The 26,446-nt window shown below is 67.1% G+C and carries 23 protein-coding genes; 6 read left to right on the forward strand and 17 right to left on the reverse strand.

Going from position 1 to position 26,446, the window contains the following annotated elements:
• Positions 1 to 6: 6 nt before the first annotated feature.
• The 9 genes from bioD to J7I92_RS18060 all read right to left on the reverse strand — a co-directional run bounded on the left by bioD (position 7) and on the right by J7I92_RS18060 (position 7,998).
• Positions 7 to 711 carry a dethiobiotin synthase gene (gene bioD / locus J7I92_RS18025; RefSeq protein ID WP_214842770.1) on the reverse strand — a complete coding sequence of 235 codons (705 nt, stop codon included), beginning with the start codon at positions 709 to 711 and terminating at the stop codon, positions 7 to 9.
• A complete protein-coding gene (locus J7I92_RS18030; RefSeq protein WP_214842932.1) occupies positions 708 to 1,865 on the reverse strand; it encodes an 8-amino-7-oxononanoate synthase in 1,158 nt (385 codons plus the stop codon). Before J7I92_RS18030 ends, bioD begins: the two co-directional genes overlap by 4 nt.
• An 8-nt stretch (positions 1,866 to 1,873) precedes the next feature.
• Positions 1,874 to 3,262, reverse strand: coding sequence for an adenosylmethionine--8-amino-7-oxononanoate transaminase (locus J7I92_RS18035; protein ID WP_214842772.1), 1,389 nt, complete (start codon positions 3,260 to 3,262; stop codon positions 1,874 to 1,876).
• Positions 3,232 to 3,477 carry a hypothetical protein gene (locus tag J7I92_RS18040; RefSeq protein ID WP_214842774.1) on the reverse strand — a complete coding sequence of 82 codons (246 nt, stop codon included), beginning with the start codon at positions 3,475 to 3,477 and terminating at the stop codon, positions 3,232 to 3,234. Before J7I92_RS18040 ends, J7I92_RS18035 begins: the two co-directional genes overlap by 31 nt.
• Entirely contained in the window at positions 3,474 to 4,544 is a 1,071-nt protein-coding gene (bioB, locus tag J7I92_RS18045; protein ID WP_214842776.1) for a biotin synthase BioB, read from the reverse strand. The genes J7I92_RS18040 and bioB overlap by 4 nt, the downstream gene beginning before the upstream one ends.
• Positions 4,545 to 4,711: 167 nt before the next feature.
• Complete coding sequence (locus J7I92_RS18050) at positions 4,712 to 5,782, reverse strand: alkene reductase (RefSeq protein ID WP_214842933.1); 1,071 nt, start codon at positions 5,780 to 5,782, stop codon at positions 4,712 to 4,714.
• Between the two features lie 253 nt (positions 5,783 to 6,035).
• Positions 6,036 to 6,431 carry an SDR family NAD(P)-dependent oxidoreductase gene (locus tag J7I92_RS24415; protein WP_311380414.1) on the reverse strand — a complete coding sequence of 132 codons (396 nt, stop codon included), beginning with the start codon at positions 6,429 to 6,431 and terminating at the stop codon, positions 6,036 to 6,038.
• Positions 6,353 to 6,724, reverse strand: a complete 372-nt coding sequence (locus J7I92_RS24420; RefSeq protein WP_311380415.1) for an SDR family NAD(P)-dependent oxidoreductase — start codon at positions 6,722 to 6,724, stop codon at positions 6,353 to 6,355. Before J7I92_RS24420 ends, J7I92_RS24415 begins: the two co-directional genes overlap by 79 nt.
• A gap of 74 nt (positions 6,725 to 6,798) precedes the next feature.
• On the reverse strand, positions 6,799 to 7,998 hold the full coding sequence (locus J7I92_RS18060; protein ID WP_214842778.1) for a saccharopine dehydrogenase NADP-binding domain-containing protein: 1,200 nt from the start codon (positions 7,996 to 7,998) through the stop codon (positions 6,799 to 6,801).
• Between the two features lie 33 nt (positions 7,999 to 8,031).
• Between J7I92_RS18060 and J7I92_RS18065 the strand changes: the two genes are divergently transcribed.
• Together J7I92_RS18065 and J7I92_RS18070 are read left to right on the forward strand one after the other, a co-directional pair.
• On the forward strand, positions 8,032 to 8,640 hold the full coding sequence (locus J7I92_RS18065; RefSeq protein ID WP_214842780.1) for a TetR/AcrR family transcriptional regulator: 609 nt from the start codon (positions 8,032 to 8,034) through the stop codon (positions 8,638 to 8,640).
• A gap of 220 nt (positions 8,641 to 8,860) precedes the next feature.
• The gene (locus tag J7I92_RS18070) at positions 8,861 to 10,006 is read left to right on the forward strand and encodes an acyltransferase (protein ID WP_214842782.1); all 1,146 of its coding nucleotides are present in this window, start codon (positions 8,861 to 8,863) and stop codon (positions 10,004 to 10,006) included.
• On the opposite strand, the gene J7I92_RS18075 is transcribed toward J7I92_RS18070, so the two are convergent.
• Genes J7I92_RS18075 through J7I92_RS18095 form a run of 5 tightly spaced genes read right to left on the reverse strand, consistent with a single transcriptional unit; the run spans position 9,987 to position 17,363 of the window.
• Entirely contained in the window at positions 9,987 to 11,183 is a 1,197-nt protein-coding gene (locus J7I92_RS18075; protein ID WP_311380417.1) for a VWA domain-containing protein, read from the reverse strand. The two genes, J7I92_RS18070 and J7I92_RS18075, sit on opposite strands and share 20 nt — an antisense overlap.
• Complete coding sequence (locus J7I92_RS18080; RefSeq protein ID WP_214842786.1) at positions 11,180 to 13,462, reverse strand: DUF5682 family protein; 2,283 nt, start codon at positions 13,460 to 13,462, stop codon at positions 11,180 to 11,182. Before J7I92_RS18080 ends, J7I92_RS18075 begins: the two co-directional genes overlap by 4 nt.
• 3 nt (positions 13,463 to 13,465) lie before the next feature.
• Positions 13,466 to 14,575 (reverse strand): AAA family ATPase, encoded by a 1,110-nt coding sequence (locus tag J7I92_RS18085; protein ID WP_214842788.1) that lies wholly within the window; start codon positions 14,573 to 14,575, stop codon positions 13,466 to 13,468.
• Positions 14,572 to 16,068, reverse strand: coding sequence for a DUF5691 domain-containing protein (locus J7I92_RS18090; RefSeq protein WP_214842790.1), 1,497 nt, complete (start codon positions 16,066 to 16,068; stop codon positions 14,572 to 14,574). The genes J7I92_RS18085 and J7I92_RS18090 overlap by 4 nt, the downstream gene beginning before the upstream one ends.
• Positions 16,065 to 17,363 carry an SWIM zinc finger family protein gene (locus J7I92_RS18095; protein WP_214842792.1) on the reverse strand — a complete coding sequence of 433 codons (1,299 nt, stop codon included), beginning with the start codon at positions 17,361 to 17,363 and terminating at the stop codon, positions 16,065 to 16,067. Before J7I92_RS18095 ends, J7I92_RS18090 begins: the two co-directional genes overlap by 4 nt.
• Positions 17,364 to 17,439: 76 nt before the next feature.
• On the opposite strand from J7I92_RS18095, the gene J7I92_RS18100 reads away from it, so the two are divergent.
• Entirely contained in the window at positions 17,440 to 18,378 is a 939-nt protein-coding gene (locus J7I92_RS18100) for a 5'-3' exonuclease (RefSeq protein WP_214842794.1), read from the forward strand.
• Between the two features lie 102 nt (positions 18,379 to 18,480).
• On the opposite strand, the gene J7I92_RS18105 is transcribed toward J7I92_RS18100, so the two are convergent.
• The 3 genes from J7I92_RS18105 to J7I92_RS18115 all read right to left on the reverse strand — a co-directional run bounded on the left by J7I92_RS18105 (position 18,481) and on the right by J7I92_RS18115 (position 22,331).
• On the reverse strand, positions 18,481 to 19,302 hold the full coding sequence (locus J7I92_RS18105; protein WP_214842797.1) for a PRC and DUF2382 domain-containing protein: 822 nt from the start codon (positions 19,300 to 19,302) through the stop codon (positions 18,481 to 18,483).
• Positions 19,303 to 19,729: 427 nt separating this feature from the next.
• Complete coding sequence (locus J7I92_RS18110; RefSeq protein WP_214842799.1) at positions 19,730 to 20,752, reverse strand: LacI family DNA-binding transcriptional regulator; 1,023 nt, start codon at positions 20,750 to 20,752, stop codon at positions 19,730 to 19,732.
• A 118-nt stretch (positions 20,753 to 20,870) separates the two neighbouring features.
• Positions 20,871 to 22,331, reverse strand: coding sequence for a sugar porter family MFS transporter (locus J7I92_RS18115; protein WP_214842801.1), 1,461 nt, complete (start codon positions 22,329 to 22,331; stop codon positions 20,871 to 20,873).
• Between the two features lie 231 nt (positions 22,332 to 22,562).
• On the opposite strand from J7I92_RS18115, the gene J7I92_RS18120 reads away from it, so the two are divergent.
• From J7I92_RS18120 to ggt, 3 genes are all read left to right on the forward strand, one after another.
• Positions 22,563 to 23,027, forward strand: coding sequence for a GatB/YqeY domain-containing protein (locus J7I92_RS18120; RefSeq protein ID WP_214842803.1), 465 nt, complete (start codon positions 22,563 to 22,565; stop codon positions 23,025 to 23,027).
• Between the two features lie 152 nt (positions 23,028 to 23,179).
• Entirely contained in the window at positions 23,180 to 24,463 is a 1,284-nt protein-coding gene (locus J7I92_RS18125) for an MFS transporter (protein ID WP_214842934.1), read from the forward strand.
• A gap of 129 nt (positions 24,464 to 24,592) precedes the next feature.
• Positions 24,593 to 26,434, forward strand: a complete 1,842-nt coding sequence (gene ggt / locus J7I92_RS18130) for a gamma-glutamyltransferase (RefSeq protein ID WP_214842806.1) — start codon at positions 24,593 to 24,595, stop codon at positions 26,432 to 26,434.
• The last annotated feature ends 12 nt before the right edge of the window (positions 26,435 to 26,446 follow it).

Raw genomic sequence — 26,446 nt, forward strand, 5'->3', positions numbered from 1 at the left:
CCGGGTTCATGCGGGCAGGCCGTTCAGCCAGGCTGCTGCGCCGGCACGGAAGTCAACCGGGGACAGTTCCGAGGCCCGCTCGGGGAGGGCTCCGAGAAGGGGCACCGGCAGCGACCCGAGCACCTGCCGGTTGCTGTGGTGCACGGTGTCCGGGATGCCCGGCCAGGCTCCCAGGACGACGCCCAGCACCTTCAGCTTCCGCGCCTTCAGTGCTTCGAGGGTCAGGGCCGTGTGGTTCAGGGTGCCGAGGGCCGGCCGGGCGACGAGCACAAATGCCGCCGCCAGGAGCGAGCCAGCCAGCGAGCCGGCCAGGACGGTTCCAAGGTCAGCGAGGGTCCCGCCGTCGGAATCCAGCTCCACCAGCAGGCCGCCGGCGCCCTCCACCAGGACGTGGTCGTGGGATCCGGCAAGTTCGCGCACCCGCCGGGCGTGCGCCGCCACCGCGGGGAGCAGGGTTCCGTCGACGGCCGCAGCGGCCACGGGCGCCAGGGGCTCCTGCAGCACAACACCCGCTTCTGCTGTCACGACGCCGGCGAGCCGGACAATTTCGGCCGCGTCGGAATCGCCGGCCGCAGCACCTGACTGGCACGGCTTGTATACCGCGACGCTGCGCCCAATTCCGCGGAGGACGGCGGCGAGCGCGGCCGTCGTGATGGTTTTGCCGACGCCGGTGTCCGTCCCGGTGACCAGGATGATGGGGGGCAGTTTCATGAAAGTTCCTCCAAAATACCGCGCAGCACTGCGCAGCTCTCTTCGATTTCCTCGGGCTTCAGGGTGGCGCGGGCGGTGAGCCGCAGCCGCGAAATTCCGTCGGGAACGGACGGCGGGCGGAAGCAGCCGATCCGGACGCCGGCAGCATGCGCGGCCTCAGCGGCGGCGAACGCCGATTCAGCCGACGGCATCGCGATGGACTGGACAGCCCCCGCTGTCCGCTCGGCATTGGCGCCGAGGACTGCGAGTGCCGGAGCGAGCCCGGCGGCAAGCGCCGCGGCGTTGGCTTGGACGGACGCCGCCCGCCAGGGTTCGTCGCGGACGATCCGCACGCCGGCGAGGGCCGCTGCGGCGGAGGCGGGCGCCAGGCCGGTGTCGAAAATGAAGCTGCGGGCCCGGTTGACGAGGTGTTCGCGCAGCAGGGCGGACCCCAGCACAGCTCCGCCCTGGCTGCCCAAAGCCTTGGACAGCGTCACCGTAACGATCACGTTCGGATGCCCGGCAAGGACAGTTCCCGCCACGGACCCGCGGCCCTGAAACTCACCGATGCCGGTGATTCCGAGGCTGTGGGCCTCGTCGATGAGCAGCACGGCGTCGTACTCCTCGGCCACGGCCAGCAGGTCAACGAGCGGTGCTTCATCGCCGAGAACGCTGTAGAGGGATTCGACGGCGATGACGGCCCGCGGTTCCGACCGGCCGGCCAGCAGGCGGCGGGCTTCCGCCACGCCGTTGTGCGGGAACGATTCGATGCGGGAGCGGCTGAGCCGGAACCCGTCGATCATCGAGGCGTGGCAGTGTTCGTCCGCGATGATCAGGGTCCCGGGTCCGCCGAGTGCCGTGATCACACCGATGTTTGCCAGATACCCGGACGAGAACACCAGCGCGGCCTCCATGCCCGTCAGCCTGGCCAGTTCCTGCTCCAGGTCCAGATGCAGCCGGGTGGTTCCGGCCACCAGGCGCGAGGAGGTTGCGCCGGTTCCCCACAGCGAGGCAGCCGCCGCGGCCGCCCCGGTGAGGCGCGGATCCGCGGACAGGCCCAGATAGTCGTTGCTGGCCAGATCGATGGAGCGATCGTCGGCAGCCCGGGTGAGCGGGCTGCGGACCAGGCCGCGGCGGTCGCGGACTGCGGCCTGCCGCACCAGCCATTGGTTCATCGAGGCACTCATGCCGCGCCCCCTGACCGGGCCGGGACGCGCTCGTGGACTTCGGCGACGGCCGCTGTCATGCCCGCCGTGATCTGCTCAACATCCGCTGCGCTGCTGATGTACGGGGGCATGGTGTAGACGAGGTTCCGGAACGGCCGGACCCAGACACCGTGCCGAATGGCGGCAGCGGTGACCGCGGTGACGTCCACGGCGTCGTGCAGTTCGATGACCCCGACGGCGCCCACCGTGCGGACATCCCGGACGGCCTCCAGTTCCCGCGCGGGGGCGAGCCCCGAGGCCAGGCCGGCGTTGATCCTGGCAACCTGTGTCCGCCAGCCGCCGTCGCCGATGATGCCCAGGCTCGCGTTGGCCACCGCACACGCCAGCGGGTTGCCCATGAAGGTCGGGCCGTGCAGCAGGGCTCCCGCACCGCCGTTGGTGACTGCCATAGCAACGTCTGCGGTGCAGAGCATGGCTGCGAGGGTCAGGTACCCGCCGGTCAGGGCCTTGCCCACGCACATGATGTCGGGAACGACGCCGGCATGATCGGCCGCGAACAGCTCGCCGGTGCGCCCGAAACCGGTGGCGATCTCATCGAAGATGAGCAGCAGACCGTGCCGGTCCGCCACCTGCCGCAGCGTTGTCAGGCATTCCGCCGGGTACGCGTGCATCCCGCCGGCGCCCTGGAGGACCGGCTCGACGATGATCGCGGCCAGCTCCCCGGAATGCGCTGCCGCGATATCCCCGAGCTCTGACGCCCATGCCCGCACGGTATCCGGCGTCGCGGTCGCCGCCGCCGGGGGACGGGGAGCAAATACGTTGCCGGCCAGCAGCCCCGGGAAAGCGGAGTGCATGCCGTCCACGGGGTCGCAGACCCCCATCGCGGCGACGGTGTCGCCGTGGTATCCGCCGCGGATGGTCAGGAACCGCTGGCGCCGCGGATACCCGGACGCGGTCTGGAACTGCACGGCCAGCTTCAGCGCGACCTCCACGGCGACCGAGCCCGAGTCCGCCAGGAACACCCGCTCCAGGCGGGACCGTCCCGGCGCGGCAGGAACCATCTCCACCAGCCGCTCGGCCAGTTCCACCGCCGGCGCATGCGTAAGCCCACCGAACATGACGTGGCTGAACCTCTCCAGCTGCGCCTTGGCAGCAGCATCCAGCACCGGGTGGCGGTAGCCGTGGACCACCGACCACCACGAGGACATCGCATCGACCACCTCGTGGCGGGTGCCGTCCTCGCCGCGGAGCCGGAGCCGCACGCCGTCGGCCGCCTCCACCTCCCACAGCGGAAGGTCCGGCGACGCCGGCGCGTACGGGTGCCACAACCGTGCGCGGTCCCGCTGGATCAGGTCCGTCTGCTGCGCATCCTGCGTCACGGGACCAGCACCCCGTGGCGGGAGCATTCCGCCGACCAGCCCAGCGGCGTGACCTGGACCTTCATCCGACGGCGGCAGCTGGGGCAGTAGCGCGGAGGTTCCAGCGCCATGAGCTCACCGCAGCGGCGGTGAATGCACGACGCCGGACCGGTGCCGCCGTCGTCGGGCTCGCCGCAGTGACCGCAGAAGCCGCCGGCTTGGCTCCCGGCGGTGGTTCGTTTGGGGAGGGCTGCCGCGTTCATAGCGTCTTCTGGAGTTCCTTGATGGGCATGTTCAGTTCGACGAGCAGGTTCAGGTCCGCCGTCGCCGGGCGGCCCAGCGTGGTGAGGTAGTTGCCGACGATGACCGCGTTGATGCCGCCGAGGAGGCCTTCGCGGGTGCCCAGGTCGCCGAGGGTCAGTTCACGGCCGCCGGCATAGCGCAGAACAGTCCTGGGCATGGCGAGGCGGAAGGCGGCGATGGCGCGCAGGGCGTCCCTGCCGTCCATGATGCCCTGGTTCTCGAGCGGCGTCCCGGGGCGCGGGTTGAGGAAGTTCAAGGGGACTTCGTGGGGTTCCAGCGCCGCGAGCTGGGCGGCGAGTTCGGCGCGCTGCTCGAGGGTTTCGCCCATGCCGATCAGGGCGCCGCAGCACAGCTCCATACCGGCGGCCTTGACCATGTTGCAGGTCTCCAGGCGTTCTTCGTAGCTGTGCGTCGTCACGACTTCAGGAAAGTAGCTGCGGGCTGTTTCCAGGTTGTGGTTGTAGCGGTGCACCCCCCACTCAGCGAGCTGGTCCACCTGGCGCTGCGTCAGCATGCCGAGTGAGCAGGCGATGTTGATGTCCACGGCTTCGTTGATGCGGTCGATCGCGAACTTGATCTGGTTCATCAGCTTGATGTCGGGCCCGCGGACGGCGGCGACGATGCAGAACTCGGTAGCGCCGGTCGCGGCCGTCTCCTTGGCCGCATTCACGAGTTCGGGGATGTCGAGCCACACACCGCGGACGGGGGAGTCGAACAGGCCGGACTGGCTGCAGAAGTGGCAGTCCTCCGGGCAGCCGCCGGTCTTGATCGAAATGATGCCTTCCACTTCGACGTCCTCGCCGCAGTGCTTCAGGCGTACTTCGTGGGCCAGTTGGAGGGCTGCGGGCAGTGCCTCGTCCGGGAGGCGGAGCACCTCCACGAGCTGTTCCTGGGTCAGGCCTATGCCGTCTTCCAGGACCTGCCGGCGGGCGGTGTCCAGGATTTCATAGCGGGCCTCAGTGGTGTTCGCGTCGCCTGTGTTTTTACTTGTGTTTTCGCTTGTGGGGGCGTTGGCCTGGATCGTCATTGATGGGGTCCTTTGCGCTTGCTGGCTGCGGATGTTTCCTCCGAACCGACGCTAGTTCCCCGTTTGGGGCAAGATTTTGTCGGGTCCCGACAAACAGAGGGACCTGACATTGGACGGACTGACCGGCCGCCCGGGCGGATGCCCTGCCGCCGGGGCGGCCCCCACAGTCAGGCGCGGGCCAGCGCCGGGTAGTCGGTGTAGCCGGTTGCGTCTCCCCCGTAGAACGTGGCGGGGTCCGGTTCATTAAGCGGCGCGTCGCTGAAGATACGCTCGGCGGCGTCGGGGTTGGCGAGGGCCCACCGGCCCAGCGGCACAACGTCGGCGAGGCCGTTTTCAACGTCGTGGGCGAGTTCTTCGCGCGAGCGGCCCACCCGGACCACAAGCAGGGCGGTGGGCCAGGCGGCGCGGAACTCGCGCAGGAGTTCGTCGTCGCCCACGTGGAAGACATCGAGGAAGGCCAGATTCAGCTTGGCAAGTTCGGGTACCAGATGGCGGTATTGGTCCCGGACGCCGTCGCCCTCCTGGATACCGCCCAGTGGCATGCCGGGGGAGAGGCGGATCCCCACGCGGTCGGCGCCTATCTCGTCTGCAACGGCCGTTGCCAGTTCGATGATGAACCGGGACCGGTTTTCGACAGAGCCGCCATAGGCGTCCGTGCGGTGGTTGGCGTTGGGTGAGAGGAACTGATGGAGGAGGTAGCCGTTGGCCCCGTGGATTTCGACGCCGTCTGCACCGGCGGCGATCGCCGAGGCCGCAGCATGGCGGAAGTCGGCGATGGTCTGCCGGATGTCCTCGAGGGACATTTCCCGCGGCAAGGCGGACTTTTTCGCGCCGTCCGCCGTGTACATGTCCTGGTTGGCTTTAATGGCCGATGGCGCCAGCGGCGGGCGGTGGTGCGGAGTGTTGTCCGGGTGGGACATGCGCCCTGCATGCATGAGCTGAATGAAGAGGGATCCGCCGCCCGCGTGAACGGCATCGGCCACTGTCCGCCACCCGTCGATATGGGCCTGGGTGTAGATACCAGGGGTGTTCGGGTAGCCCTGGCCGTCGCCCGACGGCTGGCTTCCTTCGGTGATGACCATGCCCAAGGAAGCCCGTTGTCCGTAATAGGCCGCGGCGAGCGGGCCCGGGGTGCCGTCCCTTTGCGCCCGGTTGCGGGTCATGGGTGCCATCGCAAGGCGGTGCGGTAGCTCCACTCGGCCGACGGTGAGGGGCTGCTGGAGGTGCTTGGTGGTCATGCTGAAGTTCCTTTGGTTAGTGAGGTTCAAGCCGTCGACGAGACGGGGATCCCAGTTGTCGAGGTTGGCGGCCAGATGAGTCAGGAAAACGACCGGGACGCCGGTGCCGGTGCCCAGTTCACCGTAGGCGTAGTCCACTCCGCCGGCCGTCACGGTCTTGGTTGTGGCGTGCTGATAGGAGGTGGTGCTGGCATTGGTGCTCATGGCAGTTTCCTTTAGATGGCCGGTCGGGGCCCCGGCGCGGGAGGGTGGGTCAGCTGGCGTAGTGGGCGGTGACGGGGCCAGCCAACGCTGCCCTCACCTGACGGGTAAGGGCATCGGCAAGTACCTCGTCTGCACCTTGCAGCAGCCCCGCAAGGATGTCGCGCACCACATCAGCGGGGTCATTCACGTCGGCGGAGTTGCCGGGGTTCATGGCCGTGTCCGTCTGGGCAAGGTAGGCGCCAAGCACCTGCACTCCGAAGGGTGCCAGCTCAAGACGCATGGCATTGGTCGCGGACCAGAGGGCGGCCTTGGACGTGCTGTAGCCCTGTCCGACGGCGTACCAGCTCAGCACGGAACCGATGTTGATCAGGGCGCCCTTGCGCTCGCGGAGCTGCCCGGCGAAGGCACGTGCCACCAGGACAGGGCCGAAGAAGTTCGTTTCCATCTGGTCCCGAGTATCTTCGATGGGGCCGCCGAGCAGCCCACCCGGGCGGCGATTCCCGCGTTGTTGATGACAATCGACGCGTCATGGGCGGTGGCAGCAGCGGCCGCAATGGATTCGGAGTCGGTGACATCCAGCGGCAAGGGGATAATGCGGGAGTCGTCCCCGTCCCGCGGCGTGCGTGCCGCCGCGTAGACGCGGGACGCCCCCAAGGCGAGGGCCTGGTTCACGAACTGGGTGCCCGGTCCGCCGTTGGCGCCCGTCACGAGGACAACCGCACCGGATATTTCAGTCATGTCACGTACTCACTTTCAATGCCGGCCCTTGGCCGACTTCGAGATGATGCGTTGGGAACGGAAGTTAACGAGAGTCAGGGCTGGACCGCTTCATGGATGCCAGCCTGCTGTGCTCCCTGAAGAAGGGTGTTCAGGCCGAATCCCGCGACGGGTCCGTGAACCCCTGGAGTAAGCCCGGTGGCTGGGCTGGCGGCATGGATGGCGCCCCAGGCCAGCAGGGAGCCCGTCATGACATAGGGGTCAGGGCCGGTCAGCGCCGTGGTCGCGAGCTTGCGGCCGCTGTGGTCGCGGGCCACGGCAATGATGAGGGAGCGTCCGTCGCCGTCCGGTTCCCGGCTGGCGCCGGGCAGGTTCTCGGCCATCTTCGCCAGGCGCAGTTCGGACTTGGTGAGCCGCACCAGAGGGGTAGTCAGAGCGGCGGCTGCCCGCATCACCCTGGTCCAGCGGCCGAACCAGCCGAGGTTCACGTCCACGCTCTCGAGGCCCGGGAAGACCTCCGGTAGGCCAAAGTGCTCCGAACCGCCCACGGTCATGGCAGTTCGCTTCACTCCGGCAAAGTCGAAAGTGTGGACCCGTCTGCCTGCCGGTTCCTCGATGAGTGCGGCGGGAGCCCCGGGACGGGGAGCGCGGTAGCCGAGGACGTTTTCAGCGGAGGATGCCGCGATGGTTTGACGGGTGCCTCCGGTGGTCAGGGTGTAAGCGTCGCGGAGGGTGCTCTTGTACTGAAGCTCGTCGCCGTGTCCGGGCCTCGTAAGGAAGTACCCGATTTCCACGTGGCGCGCCTCCGCCCCGGCTCTATTGAGGGCCAAGGCGCCGGCCAGGTTCCCTGGCACGTAGTCGTAACCAAAGGCCGGGACGATGCTTGCGCCACGGGACGCAGCGATGGAGTCCAGCTCGAAGGCGCGGCGAACAAACTGCGCCTCGCCGGCAGAGTCGAAATAGTGTGCACCGGCGTGCGCGGCTGCGGTAACCGTTTCCAGTCCCAGCTTCATGAACGGACCAACAGTGGAGATCACTACATCGTTGCCATTGAAGAGCCGCCCCAGGCTGTCAGCGGAGCTGACATCGACCTGGGCGACAGGGAGGTCCACCCCGTGTGATTCGGCAAGCGTCTTCATTTTTGATTCGTTGCGACCGGCGAGCGTGGGGCGCTCTCCCTTGGCCAACAGCTCGATGAGGACCTTGTTGCCGGTGTAACCGGTGGCCCCTACAAGTACTATCCGTCGCTTGGGCACGATCTTGACCTGCTCCTCAGTTGACTCGGGTTCATTCATTGACCCGTAGTCACTGACTATACAATTGGATCCATGAAGCTGACAACCAGGCGGCAGATGTATGCCGACCAGACCCGCGAAGCGCTGCTGGCATCCTCCCGTGAGCTTTTCGTGAGCAACGGCTTCACGGCCACTTCCGTGGAGGCAATCACGCAGCGGGCCTTGGTCAGCAAGGGCACGTTTTATCACCACTTCAAGGACAAGAAGGCGATTTTCGCCGAGCTCTATGCCGAGCAGCTGCAGCACATTGCCGCAGTAGGCGAAGAAGCTGCCGGTGCTATTGCGGCGTCCCCGGAGGCGCCGGCGCTTGCCGCTGTTGCCGAGCTCACCTTGAAGGTCCTGCGCCGCACCGTGGACGATTCCCTGCACCGGGAGGTGATGGCCCTTGCACCGTCCGTGCTAGGCGAACAGTTCCGCCGGATCAACGAGGAAGTGGTACTTCCGCCGCTGGAGCGCCTGCTGGAGGTGCTCTCAGACCGGGGTGATTTGAAGCCCGATGTGCCGCTGGCGACAATGGCGCAGCTCCTGCTGGCCAGTCTGTGCGAGGGCAACCACATCATCGCAGGGTCCGCCGACGCCGAACTGGAACTGGAAAGGACAAGCCGCGCCCTCAATCTCATGGTGTCGGGCATCGCCAACTAGCACTGGCTGCTGGCGCCCCGGCACCTCCGCATCGCTGCCGCCCGTTTCCCTGCCGCCGTCTCACCGCCGCCGGCCCGGCGGCATCAGGTTCCGTCCAGCCACATCCGGGATACTGGAAAGTTGTGGGCCTCGACTGCCTGACATTCATGCCAACAGGCAACTGCCGGTTCTTGCCTAGTTCAGCTGGCACGCGGACCGGCGGGAGAGACCAGGAGGTCATGTGACATTGCTGATTGCTGATCCCGTTGTGAAGGCCGACCGGAAAGACACCCGGCCGGGGCGGTTGGACGGCCTGGATGTTCTCCGGGGCGCTGCCGTGGGTGCCGTTTTGCTGGGACATTCCTGGCCTGGGGTATTTCAAGGTGCCGGAATCGTCGGCGTCATCGTCTTCTTCGTGCTGAGCGGTTACCTGATCACGGGCGTACTGGCCAACGACGTCGAACGGCATGGCAAAGTGCGGTACGGCCGTTTTTACGCACACCGCGCCTTGCGCCTGTTGCCGGCCCTCATTGCGTTTCTTGGCGTGTATGCGATGGTGGAATTTGCGGCCGACGTCCTCGGCGATCGCTCCAAGGGAATCATCGGATATACCCTTCTTGCCGGCTTCGGCTACCTGAAAGACCTACCGTTGCCGTTTGATGTCAGCATGGCCATCGGGCCGCTGTGGACGCTGGCCGTCGAAGAACAGTTCTATCTCGTCTGGCCGGCACTGTTGGTGCTCGCCCTGCGGCGGAACCGCCAGTCGCGCCTGATCGGCTGGTCCGCCGCCGTCGTGTACTCCCTTATGGCCGCGAGCGTGCTGGGGATGCTGATCCTGGCGCCGCACCTTCACTCCCTGGTCTACGCTCTTCCGACGACGTGGGGCCTTGGGCTGATCATCGGTTCCGGACTGCGCCTGTTCAGGGAGCGAGTGTTCAGCTGCTTCGCCGGGCCTCGTGCCCGGTCGGCGGCTTGGTTTGGCTCGGTCCTTGTCCTGGCCGCCTTGGCGTTCGTTCCCCGGGCCAACGAATCACCGGCCTTCTTCTTCGTGGGAGGCCCGCTGGCCATGGCTGCCGCCGGCGTCCTGGTGGTACTGGCTGCCTCCCGTACACGCGCCATGCCGAAGTGGACGCGCACGCTGCAGCTCCTGGGCACGGTTTCCTACGCTGCCTACCTTTGGAACTACATCGTCATTCTCTGGCTCAACGGCGGATCCACGGCTGATCTGCCGCCCGGGGTGGCCGTGTCCGCAATCCTGCTGACGCTGCTGCTGGCGGTCATCAGCTGGCACACGGTCGAAAAGCTGGGACGCAGGGGCCGCGACCGCTTCGATAGGTACTATCAGGAACGGATCGACGACGGCGACACTACGTTTCGTGGGTCGTAGCGATGTCGTGCGAGGCGGCCCATTCGCTGACGTCCCGGCGCTCGATCGCGGCTGCCATCAGCTCGGGAAACAGATCCGGGGTGCAGGCGAAAGCGGGGACGCCGATTCCGGCGAGGGCCGCGGCGTGGTTCGAATCGAACGTGGGATGGCCGCTGTCGCTCAGGGCCAGCAGCGCGATCAAGCTGGCCCCGGATTCGACGATTTCGGCGGCACGCCGCAGCATCTCCTCCGCTATTCCGCCCTCGTAGAGATCGCTGATCAATACCAGAATCGTCTCCGCCGGCCGGGTGATCTGCGCCTGGCAATAGGCCAGCGCCCGGTTGATATCGGTACCGCCGCCGAGCTGCACGCCAAAGAGCACGTCCACCGGATCATCCATTTCATCAGTCAGGTCCACCACCTCGGTGTCAAAGACCACCAGCCGGGTGCGCACCGCCGACAGCGAGCTCAACACGGCGCCAAACACGCTCGAATACACCACCGATTCGGCCATGGAACCGGACTGGTCGATGCACAGGATGATCTCACGCTGCACCTCGGTGCTGCGCCGGGCGTAGCCGACCAGCCGCTCGGGCACAACTGTGCGGTAGTCGGGCTGGTAGTTCTTGAGGTTCGCCGCGATGGTGCGGTTCCAGTCAATGTCCCGCTGCCGGGGCCGCCGGGTGCGGGCCGCCCGGTTCAATGCTCCCTCGACAGCCTGAACCGTCTTGGCGCGCAGGCGTTCCTCCAACTCACTGGTCACCTGCCGGACCACCGCCCGGGCAGTCTCGCGGGAATGCTCGGGGATAACCCGGCCCAATCCGACCAGCGTGGTGACCAGGCTGATATCGGGCTGCACTGTGCGCAGCATCTCCGGTTCGAGGAGGAGCTGCCGCAGGCCGAGCCGCTCCATGGCGTCGGCCTGCATCACCTGAACCACGGTGGAGGGGAAATAGCCCCGGATGTCGCCAAGCCACCGGGCTACCCTCGGGCTGGACGCGCCGAGTCCTCCCGGTCCCGTTTTCGTGGTCCCGTACAGGTCCTCCAAGGCACTGTCGCGGCGGGCATCGGCGGCGGAGAGCTCCACGTACTGACCGTCCTCCGTGGTGATGCCGTCCGCCTCGTGCGCGCCGAGCACCAGGCGCCAGCGGCTCAGCCGGTCGCGGCCGTCACGTCCATCAGTGTCCGCGTCGGTCACGCGATCGCCTCCCATCCCAGATACCCGGCCATTCTGCGGACAGCCGGGCCCGCACCTTGCAGATCAAGCGTGGCCTCACCCGGGCCTTGCGCGGGTCCGGGTCCGCGGCTCACCTGCTCGCCGATCTCCCGCCGCTCAGGACGGCTGAACGCGGAAAATGTCCTGCGCAGCAGTGGAAGGACGTCGTCGAAGACTTCGTCCCGCACTCCGGTAAGCCAATCATCAACGATCTGCAGGATGTGTCGATCGTGAATCAGCAGCACTGCGTCGCCGGACAAAAGTCCGTCCAGCCACGCCGCGGCTTCGGGGGCAGGCGTGGCGACCGACAGCCGGCGACTGAGCCGGGCTGCAACCTCATCACGCTCGACCAGGCCCGCGTCCAGGAGCAGGCGCGTGGCCCGGCCGGCGATCGACCCGTGGATCCGGTCCGAACCGGCAACGGCAGCCAACGCCCGGTGCCAGTCATCCAGGGTCAGCTCCGATAACAACGACAGGCCGTACTGCGCGGAGTCGACAGCGCGCCGCATGGCTGTCGCGGCGGCATCGTCCAGCCCGGCGCAGGCAACGGGCAGGCCGACGCAGGCCCGTATCAGTGTCGCGTCCAGGATTCTTTGCACCCCGGTGACGTCCACTCCGCGCACATTGCCGTACCGGAGGGTCCGGGCAAGCGGGGCTATGGTTTCCAGCAGCGGGCCCACATCCTGCTGCAGCGCTGTCCGTTCTGCCAGCACCGCTACCACGGCGCTGATTCCGTCCGGCAGGTCGGCGAGCAGGCAACTGGCGAGCAGTTCGCTGAGGTCGGCCAGGCTTCCGGCAACCCGGGCGCGTTCCGCCACACAGGCCGCCGCTGCCGCCGCCAGGGTGGTGCCGTAGCGGCTGGCGTCCACTACAGCGACAGTCAGTTCCGGCTGCCAGAGGAGAGTCCACACTTCCTTGAAGGTCCCCGTGGTCCGGCCGGTGTCCGCAGGCGTGCCCCAGTTCACCCCGAGCAGGGCCAACCGGTGCAGCAGGACCGAACGGGCCAGCTGAGCCGGCTTGCGGAGGTCGATCGTGAGGAACTCCTCCAGCGCACTGGGTTGCAGGCGCAGCCTGCGCTGGGTCGCGGCGAGGTCAGCGGCCAACGGGACGCTGGGCGTGGACTCCGGCACGCTGCCTAGACCGTGCCCAACGGCAAGCTCGCGGTGCACTAATGCCAGGGGAAGAGCTGAGCCGTCGCAGAGAACGGCTTGGGCGGCGTCGTCCAGCTCCGCCAGGCCAGGGCTGGGCCGGCCGCGGACGGCGGCCAGCGCGTTCGCCATGCGGCTGGCCTCCACCACCGAAGCCGTCGAAGCGTCGAGCTTTTCCCGACGCAGCGTTTGTGCGACCCGGACCAGCCAGGTGGTGGCCACATCAGCCGTGGAATCCGGGGCCGTCCAATGGGCGAACAGATGCTGATACCAGCCGGGTGCGGCGACGCCTGCACCGTACCCGGTCTGCAGGCGGAGCCGATCCGAGGTCCACGGCACCCACGTGACAGCGACCTTGGTCCTGGGCAGACCGGCCAGGACCTTGTTGTCTGCGGACGCCGGGGGGAAGTGCGCCGGAACCAGCGCGGGGGCGTGATAGGCCCCGCACACCACGGCTATGCGCGCATGCCCTTCGCGCATGGCGGCCCGCAGCAGCCGCCGCATCCCGGCTTCGCGCCGGTTGTTCTCGACGACGTCCGGGTGGTCGGCGGGCCGGTTGTTCTCGACGACGTCCGGGTGGTCGGCGGGCCGGTCGTCAACCGCGCGGATTTCCGCGATGGCCTCGGTAATGGCCGCGAACCTCTCGAGGGGGTCGGCAGTGCGGTGCTCGACGGCGTCCTCCCACCAACGCTCGGCGTCGCCGTACCCCGCAGCCTGGGCCATCATCGCAATCGCATCGGGCCGGTAGGGCTGCTGCGGCGACGCAGCGGGTTCGGCGGCGGCGGCCAGGTCCAGCGCGAAGCTGTGCCCCGCGGCAAGGTCGATGGTCCGCGCCGGAGTTCCCGTCGAAGCAGCCCAGCGGAAAGCCACCCACTCCGGGGAGAAGTCCGCCAGCGGGTAGAACGAGGCCAGCCTGGGCTGGTCGGACACATAGATGAGCCCCGCCACGGGCGGCACCATCGCCGGATCGGAAAGCAACGGAACAACCTGGTCGAGCTCGGGCGGGCCTTCGATCAGCACCAAGTCCGGGCGGAGGGTTGACAGGGCCTCCGCTACAGAGCGCGCTGAACCGGGCCCATGGTGCCGGATCCCTAGGACGTGGACGTCTGTCATGAATCAGTTCGGGGTCTCGAAGTCGCGGCAGGCCCTGTAGAGGTCCTTCCACTCGGGTCGGTTGCGGACCACGGTTTCCAGGTATTCCTGCCAGATCACCCGGTCCTGAACCGGGTCCTTAATCACCGCTCCGACCAGGCTGGCCGCCACGTCCTCGGCGCGGACGCTGCCGTCGCCGAAGTGGGCTGCCAGAGCCAGGCCGTTCGTCATGACCGAGATCGCTTCCGCTGTGGACAGGGTTGCTGACGGCGATTTGAGGGTGGTGCGCTGGTCCTGGGTCACGCCGGCGCGCAGTTCCCGCATCACTATGACCACCCGGCGGATCTCCGAGAGCGCCGAAAGATCAGCCGGAAGCTCGAGTGCTGCGCCAAGGCTGCGCACCCGGGTGGTGACAATCTCGACCTCCTGGTCAAGGCTGTCCGGCAGCGGCAGCACCACGGTGTTGAACCGGCGGCGCAGCGCAGATGACAGGTCGTTGACGCCCTTGTCGCGGTTGTTCGCGGTGGCGATCACATTGAATCCCTTGATCGCCTGCACCTCCGTATTAAGTTCGGGGATGGGCAGGGTCTTCTCGCTCAGGATCGTGATGAGGGAATCCTGTACGTCCGACGGGATCCGGGTGAGCTCTTCCACGCGCACCAGGCTGCCGGACTCCATGGCACGCATCACCGGACCTGCCACCAAAGCCGCCCGGGATGGGCCGTCAGCGAGCAGTCGTGCATAGTTCCAGCCGTACCTCAGCGCCTCTTCCGGCGTGCCTGCTGTGCCCTGCACCACCAGCGTGGAGGTGCCCGAGATTGCCGCCGCAAGATGCTCGCCGAGCCAGGTCTTCGCGGTACCCGGCACGCCGAGCAGCAGCAGCCCGCGATCGGTCGCAAGGGACGCCACGGCCATTTCCACCAGCCGGGCCGAGCCCAGGTATTTCGGGCTGACCTGGGTGCCGTCCGGCAGCGTGCCGCCAAGGATGTAAGTGGCCACTGCCCAAGGGGAAAGCCGCCAGCTGGGCGGCCGGGGACGATCGTCGACGGCGGCAAGGGCCCGGAGTTCGTCGGCGTAGGCGGTTTCCGCGTGGGCGCGGAGAATCCCCGGAGCAGCAGTCTGGGCATCGGTCATCGGAAGGCCTCCGTCAGCGATTGTCGGAACGATTGGTATTGCACGACGTCACGAAACACGCGGCGCCGCGGGGCGTAGTCGTCGGAACGTTGGAGCAAGCGGCGGCACTGATCGGCCGTGTCCGACGGCAGCGCCGTCGGCAGGACCGCGGACAGCATTGTCGCCAGCTGGGCGCCGTTCTTTGCGGCGAGCAGCTCGAGGACCGCGTTGGCAAGTGGCGCGCTCCACGGCCTCTGCAAGTCGCGCAGCAACGGGACCAGTGCCATCGGCTGGGCCGTTCCGCTGCGGATATGGCGCAGCAGCGCCTGCTCGCGTTCGGCCGGCGCCAGGCAACCAAGCAGCCGCGCGTCGGTGCGGACACCGAGCAGCGCGCGCACCCACTCGGCGTCGTCGCGGAGGGCCGCTGTCGCGACTATTGTGTCGATGACGCGCGTTTCGCCGTCGAGCATTGCCAGCGTCGCGGCAGTGCTGCGGTCGGCCGCCGCCGTCCAAACCTCGAGCGGGGCCCCGCGGATGATCGTGGCCAGCCGCCCCAGCCGGTCGGGTTCGCCGGTTCCGGGGGCAGGGGAAATCCCGTCGCGCAGGCCTGAGGGGTCAGGATCGGGCGGCAGGTCGATCTCGAACTGCTTCCGCAGCAAGCCTTTGACGCGCAACAGTGTTTTGAGCCGGGCGGCCATGCGGCTGGCCCGGGCGCTCGTCGGGAGCCGGTCGAGCAGGCCGGCGGCGACATCCCGCACGCTCTTTGCCTTGTCGTCCAAGGCTTTTTCCAGCAGGTCTTCGTCGGCGGGTTCGAGGTTGATGGCGAAGACGGCCAGATGGGCGGCGCGTTCCCTGGCGCCGAGCGTATCCCAGTGGGTGTGCAGCCGGTCGCGGGCGGCGGACGGGTCGCTGCCCCGGAGCCGTTCCAGTTCCGCAGTGGCGTCAGCCGTCCTCAGCCCGGCCCAGTCGACCGTCGCCGTGGGATTCGCGCCGGAGTCCCCGGGCCCGGAACCGTCTGGAGCGGGCCCCTGCCGCCCGGAGCCCTTTTGCCGGAGGCCCTGGAGCCAGCGGCCCCGGACTCCGATGGCCGGATGTGCATGCTCCGCCACGGACGGCCTTGCGTCAGCCAGGGCGAGCAGTGCAGGGAGCAAGCCGTGTGGAACCCGCTGTCCGGACGCAGCCGCGAGCTGCAGCCAGTCTGCCACCAGCTGCGTGCGTAGCTCGGGTCCAACCGGGGGCTGGTTGAGCAGCAGGTCCAACAGCCGCGCGGCGTCAGCGGAGGCCAGCGGGGCATCGTCCGGGGGTGCCGGATCAGGCAGCCTGCCGGTATCCAGCAGATCGGGGCGGCGGGCAGCACGGGTGGCGACATCGACCAGTGCCGCCTGGTCCAGCAAAAGCTCCTCGCGCGAAAGGCCCTCGGGCGGGCGGAACTCCAACTCCGAGGGTGGAGCCGGCACCGGGTGCCGGCCGGTGCCAACGAGCGCCGAACTGCGGATGTCTGCCAGCCAGGTCACGGCGTCACCACCGCTCCCTCGATGACCACGGACAGGGGCCGCACGCGGCCCTCCTCGAGTTCTCCAAAAACGTTGACCGGGTGGCTGCCGGTGAGCGCCAGCAGGGAGTCCATGGCCGCGCCGACCAGCGGGAGGGCGTCGCCGGAACCATCCCGGAGCCAGCCAGCCTCACCCGGGCAGACGCGGACTCCGGCGAACAGCACAGGGTGGCGCTCGCGCCAGGGTGACAGCGCCACCGCGGCCGATTCCATATCCAACGCTTCGGCAATGCTGCAACCCTCACCGAGGCTGCCGGCCAGTCCACGCGGGGCCAGGGGACTGGTGAACATTGCCCGCTGCGGCGCGGAGCCGGGATACCGCGCCACCGTGACGTCCAACAGGGCGCCCGCGAGCTGGGGTGTCGCGAGTGCTTGACCCTGGGCAGCGAAATCGAGCACGACCACCACCGTTCCGTCCGGGCCGCGAAGCCAGGTGCGCTGCTGCTGGAGCCGTCCGTCATCGCTGCGGTGGGCGCCGAGCACCAGCCATGGACCGGGAAGTGATTCTGCGGCATGGACCTCGGCCGACGCCGTCGCCCATCCGACTGCCACCCGGAGATCGGCAAACTCGTCGGGGGTCAGTTGGTCCCGTCTGCTCCAGGCCTTGGTCATTGCCCACCAGCGGCCGCTCCGCAAGAGCAGGTGGTCCGCCCAGTCGGCCCGCGCATGGATGTCCGAACCCATGGCCCGCACCTGTTCGGCCAGGCCCGGGAGCTGGGCGTCGACCAAGCGCCCGGCGACGCCGTCCCACCAGGAGTACGGCTGGTTGTGCGCAGAGGCCAGCCCGGTCCGGACGAGATCGGTCAACCAGCGGGCGAAGTCGGCGATCCCCGCGTCCATCAGCGTGAGCCTGTCGGAAAGCCGCTTGGCCTGTGCCACGGGATCCGTCTGCTGCTCCGACTGGCGGCGCTCCCGGGTGGCGGCCCGGTCTGCACGCTGGGCTGCCCATTCCTCAGCGAAGCCGGCAGTCTCCACGCCGGCGGCGGCAGCTTCCTCCCGGGCCCACAGAAGGAGGAGCGCCAGCGCGTGTTTGCACGGGAACTTCCGGCTGGGGCACGAGCATCGGTAGGCGGGGGCGGCAATGTCGACGCTCACCTGATAGGGAGTCTTTCCGCTGCCCTGGCACTTACCCCAGACCAGGACGTCATTGCTGCCCGTATCGGACCAGGGGCCCGGACGTGCCAGCTTTCGGGCGGCCGCCAAGGAAGATGCGTCGGGCGCTGCGCCGATCACCCTCTCCTCGCTCCAACGCCCCATAAAACACATTCTGCCCGACGTCCGGCGCTATGCAAGATATACGTTGCAACCACACGAATCCGTGTCAGGATCAGTTATGCCACACCGCCTGATGCTGCTTGATACCGCGTCGTTGTACTTTCGTGCCTTCTACGGCGTGCCGGATACGATCCGCCGCCCGGACGGCACGCCGGTGAACGCCGTCCGCGGCCTGCTGGACATGATCGCCCGGCTCACCACCGACTACGGGGCAACGCACCTTGTGGCGTGCTGGGACGATGACTGGCGTCCGCAATGGCGTGTGGACCTCCTCCCGAGCTACAAATCCCATCGGGTCGCGGAGGTGGTGGCAGGAGCGCCTGATGTGGAGGTGGTGCCGGATGCGCTTGAGGCGCAGCTTCCGATGATCCGCCGGGTGCTCTATCTTGCCGGCATCGCCGTCGTGGGGGCTGCTGAACACGAGGCCGACGACGTCGTCGGAACCTATGCGAGCCACGCCCGGCTCCCGGTCGACGTCGTAACGGGGGACCGCGATCTCTTCCAGGTCGTTGACGACGCCCGGCAGGTGCGGGTCATTTACACTGCGCGCGGCATGAAGAACCTTGAAGTCATCACGGACGTTGTCGTCGTCGGCAAATACCGCGTGCTGCCCCAGCAGTACGCGGACTATGCGACCCTTCGGGGCGACGCCTCCGACGGGCTGCCGGGTGTCGCCGGGATCGGCGAGAAGACCGCCGCCTCGCTGCTCGCCGAGTACGGCACCCTTGACGGGCTGCTTGCGGCGGCCTCGGCTCCCGACCGCGGACTGTCCGCATCTGTGCGGTCCAAACTTGCTGCGGCTGCCGATTACCTCGCCGTCGCCCCGGCGGTTGTGAAGGTGGTGCGCGACCTCGAACTGCCCACGCTCGAAGAGGCCGGTGCGCAGCTGCATCCTGTCGCGGCGGGTTCGCGCGCCGAACTTGAACGCCTAGCGACCGAGTGGAACCTCGGGGGCTCGGTCAGGCGGCTCCTCGCGGCCCTCGACTCACGGAACTGACACTGGGTGGACTCTCCGGGCTGGCTCCGGAGTGTGTGACTCGTGGTCCCACAAGGGGTAGACGCCGCGGGCCCTGCTTGGGCCCGCGGCGTCTGGCGGGTACTAGCGGCGGGTGTCCCTGTCCCTGATGCCGTCGGTGTCGACCTGCTCCTTGCGGACCTGTTCCGTGACTGTTTCCTCGTCCGTGACAGTTTCCTTGCCGAGGCGGACCCGTTCGACCGGAACGGTTTCCTTTTCGACCACCGGGCGCTCTTCGTGGAGGGTCACCTCGTGCTCCTCCTCGCTGATGTCAGGGCCGGAGAGGGCATCGCCGCGGTTGGCGTCGGTGATCGGTTCCCGGTCGATCCTGACTTCCTCCCGGCTGACGGGTACGGTTTGGGTCACGTTCTCGGTGACCACATATTTGCGCAGCCTGGCCCGGCCGGTGGCTTGCCGTTCGGTGCCGACATTCACGCGTTCCTCCGAGCGGGTCATGGCGTCGTCCGTCGTGGGGCCGGAAGTATCCCGGCCGACAGTGCCCGCAGCGTCCCGGTCATCAAAGCCCGTGCCGCGCCCTGTGGCGTAGTCATCGTCCCGTCCCTCGACCGCGTCGGTGTAGGAGCGGCCGCCGCCGAGCTCGTAGTGCTGGTAGAGCCGGTCCTCTTCGCCGGGTTCGAGGTGTCCGTCGACCTCTACCCGGGGAGCGTCCTTGACCTGTTCCTTGGTGTAGGGGACCACGACGTCGTTGCCTTCGGTCCGCGCGGCAGTAAGCGGAACGAATGATTCGGAAGTCCCGAACAGTCCGGTCTTGACGGTTACCCAGTTGGGTTCGCCGGTTTCGTCGTCGATGTAGACCTGGCCGATGGAACCGATCTTGTCCCCGTCCTGGGAGAGGACGTTTCCGCCCTTTTCGAGCAGACTGTCAATGTTTTCCCTGGTGAACATGGTGTCTCCTTCTGATCTTGGTGATGAACTGGCCTGAACGGCCCGCAGGCCTGGAAGGGTGGTGCGCTGGCCGGGTGCTGGCATTCCCGCTGTTAGCAGTGGCGGGCTCCGGACGTTGGACCTCTGCTTGATCCATCCGCCGCCCGCACTCACGGGGTGTCTTCCGCATGTGCCTTGGATCACCTTCCAGTCATCTACTTAGCCATACATTCCACCCAAATAGCAAGCATGCTTATTGATTTTCTGGGCGGGCCGTTACGTGGCGTCTGCTGCAACTGGTTGCAACGGCCAAGGCGATGCCCAGCGGGATGCCAGCCTGGTTCCGAAGGGCTTCTCATGGGGGTCGGAAGAAGAGGATGCGCTCGATCTCGCCGGGGCGTCCCGTTGATTGGGCTGCCCTGCTGGCGGGACGCCCTGCGTTAGCTGCTCAGGCCGTCGGTGCCGGAGCGGTGCTCCTGCGGACCACCAGCCGGGGGGGCAGTACGTGGGTGCGTTGCGGCAACGAGGGATCATCCATGCGTTCGAGGAGCAGTTGGGCGGCCCGGATGCCGACGTCGCGGCTTACGGGGTCCACGCTGGTCAGCGAAAGGTGCCGGATTGCGGCCAAGTAGGTGTTGTCGTACCCGATCAGCGAGAGCTGTGAAGGAACGTCGATGCCGTGATCGTCAGCAGCCGAAAGTGCTCCGACGGCCAGGATGTCGTTGGCGGCGAGGACCGCGGTTGGCGTGCGGCCGCCGTCGATGAGGCTGTTCATCGCCTCAAAACCGGAATGTTCGCTCAGGTCCGTCTGCACCACCCGGATGAACTCTTCGAGGCCCTGGCGACGCATAATGTCCTGATAGGCGCTGGCCCGCAAGGCAGCGGAGCCGGTGGGCGCGCTTAAGTACGCAATGTCGCGGTGGCCGAGACCGATCAGGTGTTCCACCGCCGAGCGTGCGCCGGCGACGTCGTCGTTGGTCACCAGATCCGCCGTCGGTAGTTCGAAGGCGCGGACCCCGGCGACTACCGTCGGTGTGTGTGCGGTGGCGCGCAGAAGGTTGTCATCGGGCCGGACGTCCCCGGCGATGATGAGGCCGTCCACGCGCAGTTCCATGAAGGCGGACACCGGACTCTCACCGGGCCTGGCAAGGTACGTCGGGTCGCCGAGGACCATCCTGAGGTTCTTTTCGCCGAGGACGCTCTGCAGCCCGTCGAGCATCTCGACGAACCAGGGATTCGCCAGGTCGTCGAGCAGAACTCCCACAATCCGGGTGCGCCCGCTGGCGAGCCAGCGGGCCGCATTGCTGGGCCGGTAGTCTAGTGCCGCTATCGCCTCCTCAACCGCCTGCTTTCGTTCGGCGCTGACCTTGGGGGAGCCGCGCAGCACCAGCGAAACGAGGGCTCGCGAGACGCCGGCTACCCGTGCGACGTCGTTGATGGTGGCGCGTTTGGCCGCTTCCTGGCGTTTCAATTCACTTTCCGACAACTGGCCCCCGTTCTGCCAGCAAGCGTATCGCGGATGGGACGGCTGGCTGTGGCAGCCTGCCGTCCCATCCGCGATATTCGTGTGCAGAGGTGTTACGTCAATTTCACCGGGTTGACGCCTTCTCGCCCGACGACGCCGGGGGTGTGATGACGGGGAGGCTGCCAGTGCGGAAGTGCACCTCGAGTTCTTCCAGCGACTGCCCCTTGGTCTCGGGAACGAACTTGGCCACAAAGAACAGGGACACGATGTTCACCAGGACGAAGACGGTGAAGGTTCCGGTCGAGCCGAGGGCGACGACAAGGATCGGGAAGACGAAGGAGATGGCCGCATTGACCGTCCACAGGGCAAAGACGGCGATGCCCATGGCGAAACCGCGGATGGCCATCGGGAAGATTTCCGAAAGAAGAAGCCACACGCACGTGCCGATGAAGCACTGCACGAAAGCGACGAACAGCATCATGGCGCCGAGGATGGTGTAGCTGACGAAGTCTGACTGGGGCAGTGTGAAAACGACGGCGAGGAGCGCCTGGGAGCCGACGACGCCGGAGAACCCGATGACCAGCATGCGGCGCCGCCCGACAAAGCCGAGCAGGTAGATGCCCAGGATCGTCATGACCACTGAGGTCACGCCGACGGCGATGGTGGCTACCAGTGATGCACTGACGCCCAGTCCGCTGCGTTCCAGGATCGAGGGCGCGTAGTAGTTCACGGTGTTGATGCCCGTGGCCTGCTGGACTACTGCGAGGCCGATGCCGATCCACAGGAGCTTGCGCATCCAGGGATTGTTCTTGAGGTCACGCCAGGCATGGGACCGCTCATTCCGGGCAGTGTTGGCGGCGTCCACGATCTCCCTGTATTCGAAATCGGCTTCCTCCGGGCTGCGGCTGAGGTCAAGGATGCGCCGGCTGTCCGCAAAGCGGTCCCGGATCGCGAACCAGCGGGGCGATTCGGGCAGGAGGAGCATGCCGATCAGCAGCGCGATCGCAGGAATGGATGCCACGCCCAGCATGAAGCGCCAGACCTGGGGATCATGGATGAGGGCGTCGAGCAGTGCGTTGATGGCAAAGGCGAGCATCTGCCCGGTCACGATCATGAGTTCGTTGATGGTGACCATCCGGCCGCGAAGATGTGCCGGGGCCATTTCGGCCAGGTAGAGGGGACAGGTGACGGCTGCGGCGCCAACGCCGAGGCCGAGGATGACGCGTGCCACCACCATGAAGCCGACTGTCGGTGCGACTGCACAGCCAAGTGCGCCCACCAGGAAGAGCAGCGCGCAGATGAGGAGCGTGCCGCGGCGGCCAAGGCTATCAGCCAGCCGGCCGCCGCTGAGTGCGCCGACAGCCGCACCGGGGAACAGCAGGGCGCTGACCACGGTGGCTTCCTCGACAGGGTTCATGTTCAGCGAGTCCTGCATGTAGAGCAGGGCACCGGAGATGACGCCGGTGTCGTAGCCGAACAGGAGTCCGCCGAGAGTGGAGATAACAGTGAGGCGGGCGAGATACCCGCGATGTTTGGAGCCCGGTTTGTTGTGCTGGGCACTGGGGCTTGCTGCATGCAACGACATTGTTGATTCCTCGGATCGTTCGGCCCGAACGTCTTGGACCTTGGGTAGGGGATTCCGGCGAGTGCGCCAGGTCACGTGCAACTACGTTAGAGCGCTCTAACGCGAGAGTCAATACTTTGTTCTGACATAAGGTCAAAGTTGCGGCCGGTTCCACTCAGACCGGGGACTCCGAGGCGGCCTGCCGGTCCGGACCGGGGGACAATGGAAGCAAAGCCAACGAAACGAGACATCATGAGCACCCTGAAAGAACGCCTCCACGGCGACGTTGTGATCCATATGAAAGACCGGAACAAGGTAGCCCTCACCACGGTGCGCAACGTCCTCGGTGAGATTGAAACGCGTGAGAAGTCCGGCAAGGAACCCGTCGAGCTGGACGATGCCCAGGTGACGGGCCTGCTCCAGAAGGAAGCCGCCAAGCGCCGCGACACCGCGAAGACTTACACCGAAGCCGGCGAAGCCGACCGCGCGGCCGCAGAAATCGCCGAAGCCGAGGTCATCGAGGCCTACCTGCCCAAAGCCCTGACCCGGGATGAGGTCGAGGCCATCGTCGACGAAGCCATCGCGGCGCTGAAGGCCGAGGGCCAGGAGCCGTCCATGCGCCAGATGGGCGCGGTGATGAAGCCGGTCACAGCCAAGGTGGCCGGACGCTTTGACGGCAAGACCGTCAGTGAGATCGTCCGGAGCCGCCTGGCCTAGTCAGCACGTGTTTACCGGAGCCGCCTGGCCTAGTCAGCACGTGTTTACCGGAGCCGCCTGGCCTAGTCAGCACGTGTTCTCTGGTGCCGGCAGGCTCGCGGGGCGAGAATGGAGTCGTGTTCACGCCGCGCACCAGCGGGGACGACGTCACGATGAACGCCGGCGCCCGAAAGATTCAGCGCATCTACCTTACGTTGACGCTGGGCAATACGGTTGCCGCCTCCTTCATCTGGGGGATTAACACGCTCTTCCTGCTCGACGCCGGGCTCAGCAATTTCGAAGCGTTTGCCGCCAACGCCTTTTTCACGGCAGGCATGGTGGTGTTTGAGGTGCCGACCGGTGTGGTCGCGGACGGCTGGGGTCGGCGCGTTTCCTTCCTGCTGGGCACCTTGACGCTGGCCGTCTCGACCTACCTGTACTTCCTGCTGTGGCAGCTATCCGCCCCGTTCCTGTGGTGGGCGGTGGTGTCCGTTTTGCTCGGCCTTGGCTTCACTTTCTTCTCGGGGGCGGTGGAGGCCTGGCTGGTGGACGCGTTGCGCTTCTCCGGCTACGAGGGCGGGCTGGAAGCAGTGCTCGGCCGCGGGGTCATGGTGTCGGGTGTCGCGATGCTGGTGGGCTCGGTGGCCGGCGGCGTGATCGCGCAGGCAACCAACCTGGGCCTGCCGTTCCTGTTTCGTGTGGGCGTGCTTGTGGCCATGTTCGTCGTGGCTTTCTGGCTGATGCACGACGTCGGTTTCACCCCCGAGCGCTCGTCCCATCCCCTTCGGGCGACCCGCGCTGTACTCTCCGCCTCCATCGAGAATGGCCTGAAGAATCCGCCGGTGCGCTACGTGATGCTGGCGGCGCCGTTCAGTGCCGGCGTCGGAATTTATGTGTTCTACGCCCTGCAGCCCTACCTGCTTGAGCTTTTCGGCGATCCCCGCGCGTACTCCATCGCGGGGCTCGCCGCGGCCATCGTGGCCGGCGCAGAGGTGGCCGGCGGGTGGCTGGCGCCCCGGATCCGGCGCCTCGTCCGCAAGCGCACAACGGTGCTGATCCTGAGCATGGGCGTGGGCGCACTGATTCTGGTCCTGCTTGGTTTCACCCGGGTGTTCTGGGTGGCTCTGGCGCTGCTGGCACTCTGGTCCGTGATCGACGCAGCCGGCCTCCCCGTGCGGCAGGCCTACCTGAACGACATGATTGCCTCGAAGCAGCGGGCCACTGTCCTCAGCTTCGACTCGCTCATCGGATCAAGCGGCGGCGTAGTGGTGCAGCCGCTGCTCGGCCGCGCAGCCGACGCCTACGGCTACGCTGCCTCGCTGGCGATCGGCGGCGTGATCCAGTTGGTTGCCGTGCCGTTCCTGCTGGCGAGTCGCCGGCAGCAGGCCCGGGCCGACCTGGCGAACACGCCGGCTGGTACCCCGGAACAGGAGTCCCCGCCGTCGTCACTCAGTTGACCGGTGCAACGGCAGCTAACCGCGGTTAACCGGCGCTCGGGGCGGTTCAGTTTGCTGTTGAGTGTCACTCTGGGGCGGAGTATGGTGACCCTCACCTCAACCTTGCAGCACGCTGACTCGGGAGCGACCATGCCTAACGTGAGACGTCCAATTGCTGCCCTCACGGCGGCTCTGGCCATGACAGTGACGGGCGGTGCGGTCATGAACCCCGCATCAGCCGGTTCGCTGGAGATTGAAAAGAAGGCGACGGCCACCGGGTACGGCGGGGCGGTAAGCACCGTTGATCCGGAGGCATCCGCTGCCGCGATCGAAGTCCTTCGCGAGGGCGGCAATGCGGCGGACGCCGCCGTCGCCGCGGCGGCCACCCTGGGCGTCACCGAACCGTACAGCGCTGGAATCGGCGGTGGCGGCTACTTCGTCTTCTACGATGCGGAGACCGGCGATGTCAGCACCATCGACGGCCGTGAAACTGCACCGGCAGCCATGCCGAACGATGCGTTCATCGATCCTGTAACCAAAGAGCCCTACCCGTTCACGCCGGAGCTCGTCACAAGCGGCGTCTCGGTGGGCGTTCCCGGCACGCCGGCCACCTGGGAGCGTGCGCTCGAGCGCTGGGGCACTCTGGACCTCGGCGAGGCCCTGGAACCGGCCATCGACGTCGCCAGCCGGGGCTTCCTGGTAGACGAAACATTCCGCCAGCAGACCCTGGAAAACAAAGTCCGCTTCGAGGCGTTCACCTCGACCAGCAGCCTCTTCCTCCCGGGCGGCGACGCCCCCGCCGTCGGCAGTGTCTTCCGAAACCCCGATATTGCCGAGACCTACGGGCTCCTCGCCAACGAGGGCACGGACGGCTTCTACAGCGGACCGCTCGCGGAAGAAATCGTTGCCGCTGTGCAGAACCCGCCCAAGACCGCCACGACAACGCTACCGATACCGGCCGGTCACATGACGACGGCGGACCTGGCGGCCTACGCGGCCCTTGACCAGGATCCCACGCACGTCGAGTATCGCGGCCTGGACGTGTATGGCATGGCACCCTCAAGCAGTGGCGGCACCACGGTGGGCGAGGCGCTGAACATCCTCGAAACGTTCGGCCCTTCCGAGATGCGCAAGCCCAACCGCAGCGATCCTGGCGCCCTGCACCCCTACCTTGAGGCGAGCGCTCTCGCCTTCGCGGACCGCGGCAAGTACGTGGGCGATCCGGCGTTCGTCGACGTTCCCACCGAAGAACTCACCGACCCGGTATTCGGCAAGGAACGCGCCTGCCTGATCGACCCGCTGAAGGCGGCCACGAAGCCCGTCCCGGCGGGTGATGTCTCCTCGTACGACGGCGCGTGCCCGGCATCGCCGGCAGCGCTCGCCGACGAAAAGGATACCGAGAACATCTCCACGACAAACCTGACGGTCGCGGACAAGTGGGGCAACGTGGTGGAGTACACCCTCACCATCGAGCAGACCGGCGGGTCCGGAATTGTCGTCCCGGGTCGCGGCTTCATCCTCAACAATGAGCTCACGGACTTCTCCACCGTCTACAGCGAGACCGACCCGAACCGGATCCAGCCGGGGAAGCGCCCCCGGTCCTCGATGTCGCCCACCATCATCCTGAAGGACGGCGAGCCGTTCCTCGCGCTGGGCTCGCCCGGCGGATCGACGATCATCACCACCGTCCTGCAGACCATCCTGAACCGTGTAGATCTGGGCATGAACATCTCCGAGGCGATTGCGGCGCCGCGTGCCTCGCAACGGAACACGGCCAAAATCAGCGCCGAGCAAGAGTTCATCGACGCCTATGCTGCCGTCCTGGAGCCACTCGGCCATGTGTTCACCAAGGCGGGGGATTCATTCACCTCGCTACCGGAGATCGGCGCGGCGACCGCAATTGAGTTCAGGCCCGACGGCCGGATGGTGGCTGCGGCTGAGCCCGTGAGGCGCGGCGGCGGTTCGGCAATGGTGGTCAAAGAACGGCGCTGAGTTAGTAGGTTG

Source organism: Arthrobacter sp. ISL-72, assembly GCF_018613755.1.
Classification (GTDB): Bacteria; Actinomycetota; Actinomycetes; order Actinomycetales; family Micrococcaceae; genus Arthrobacter.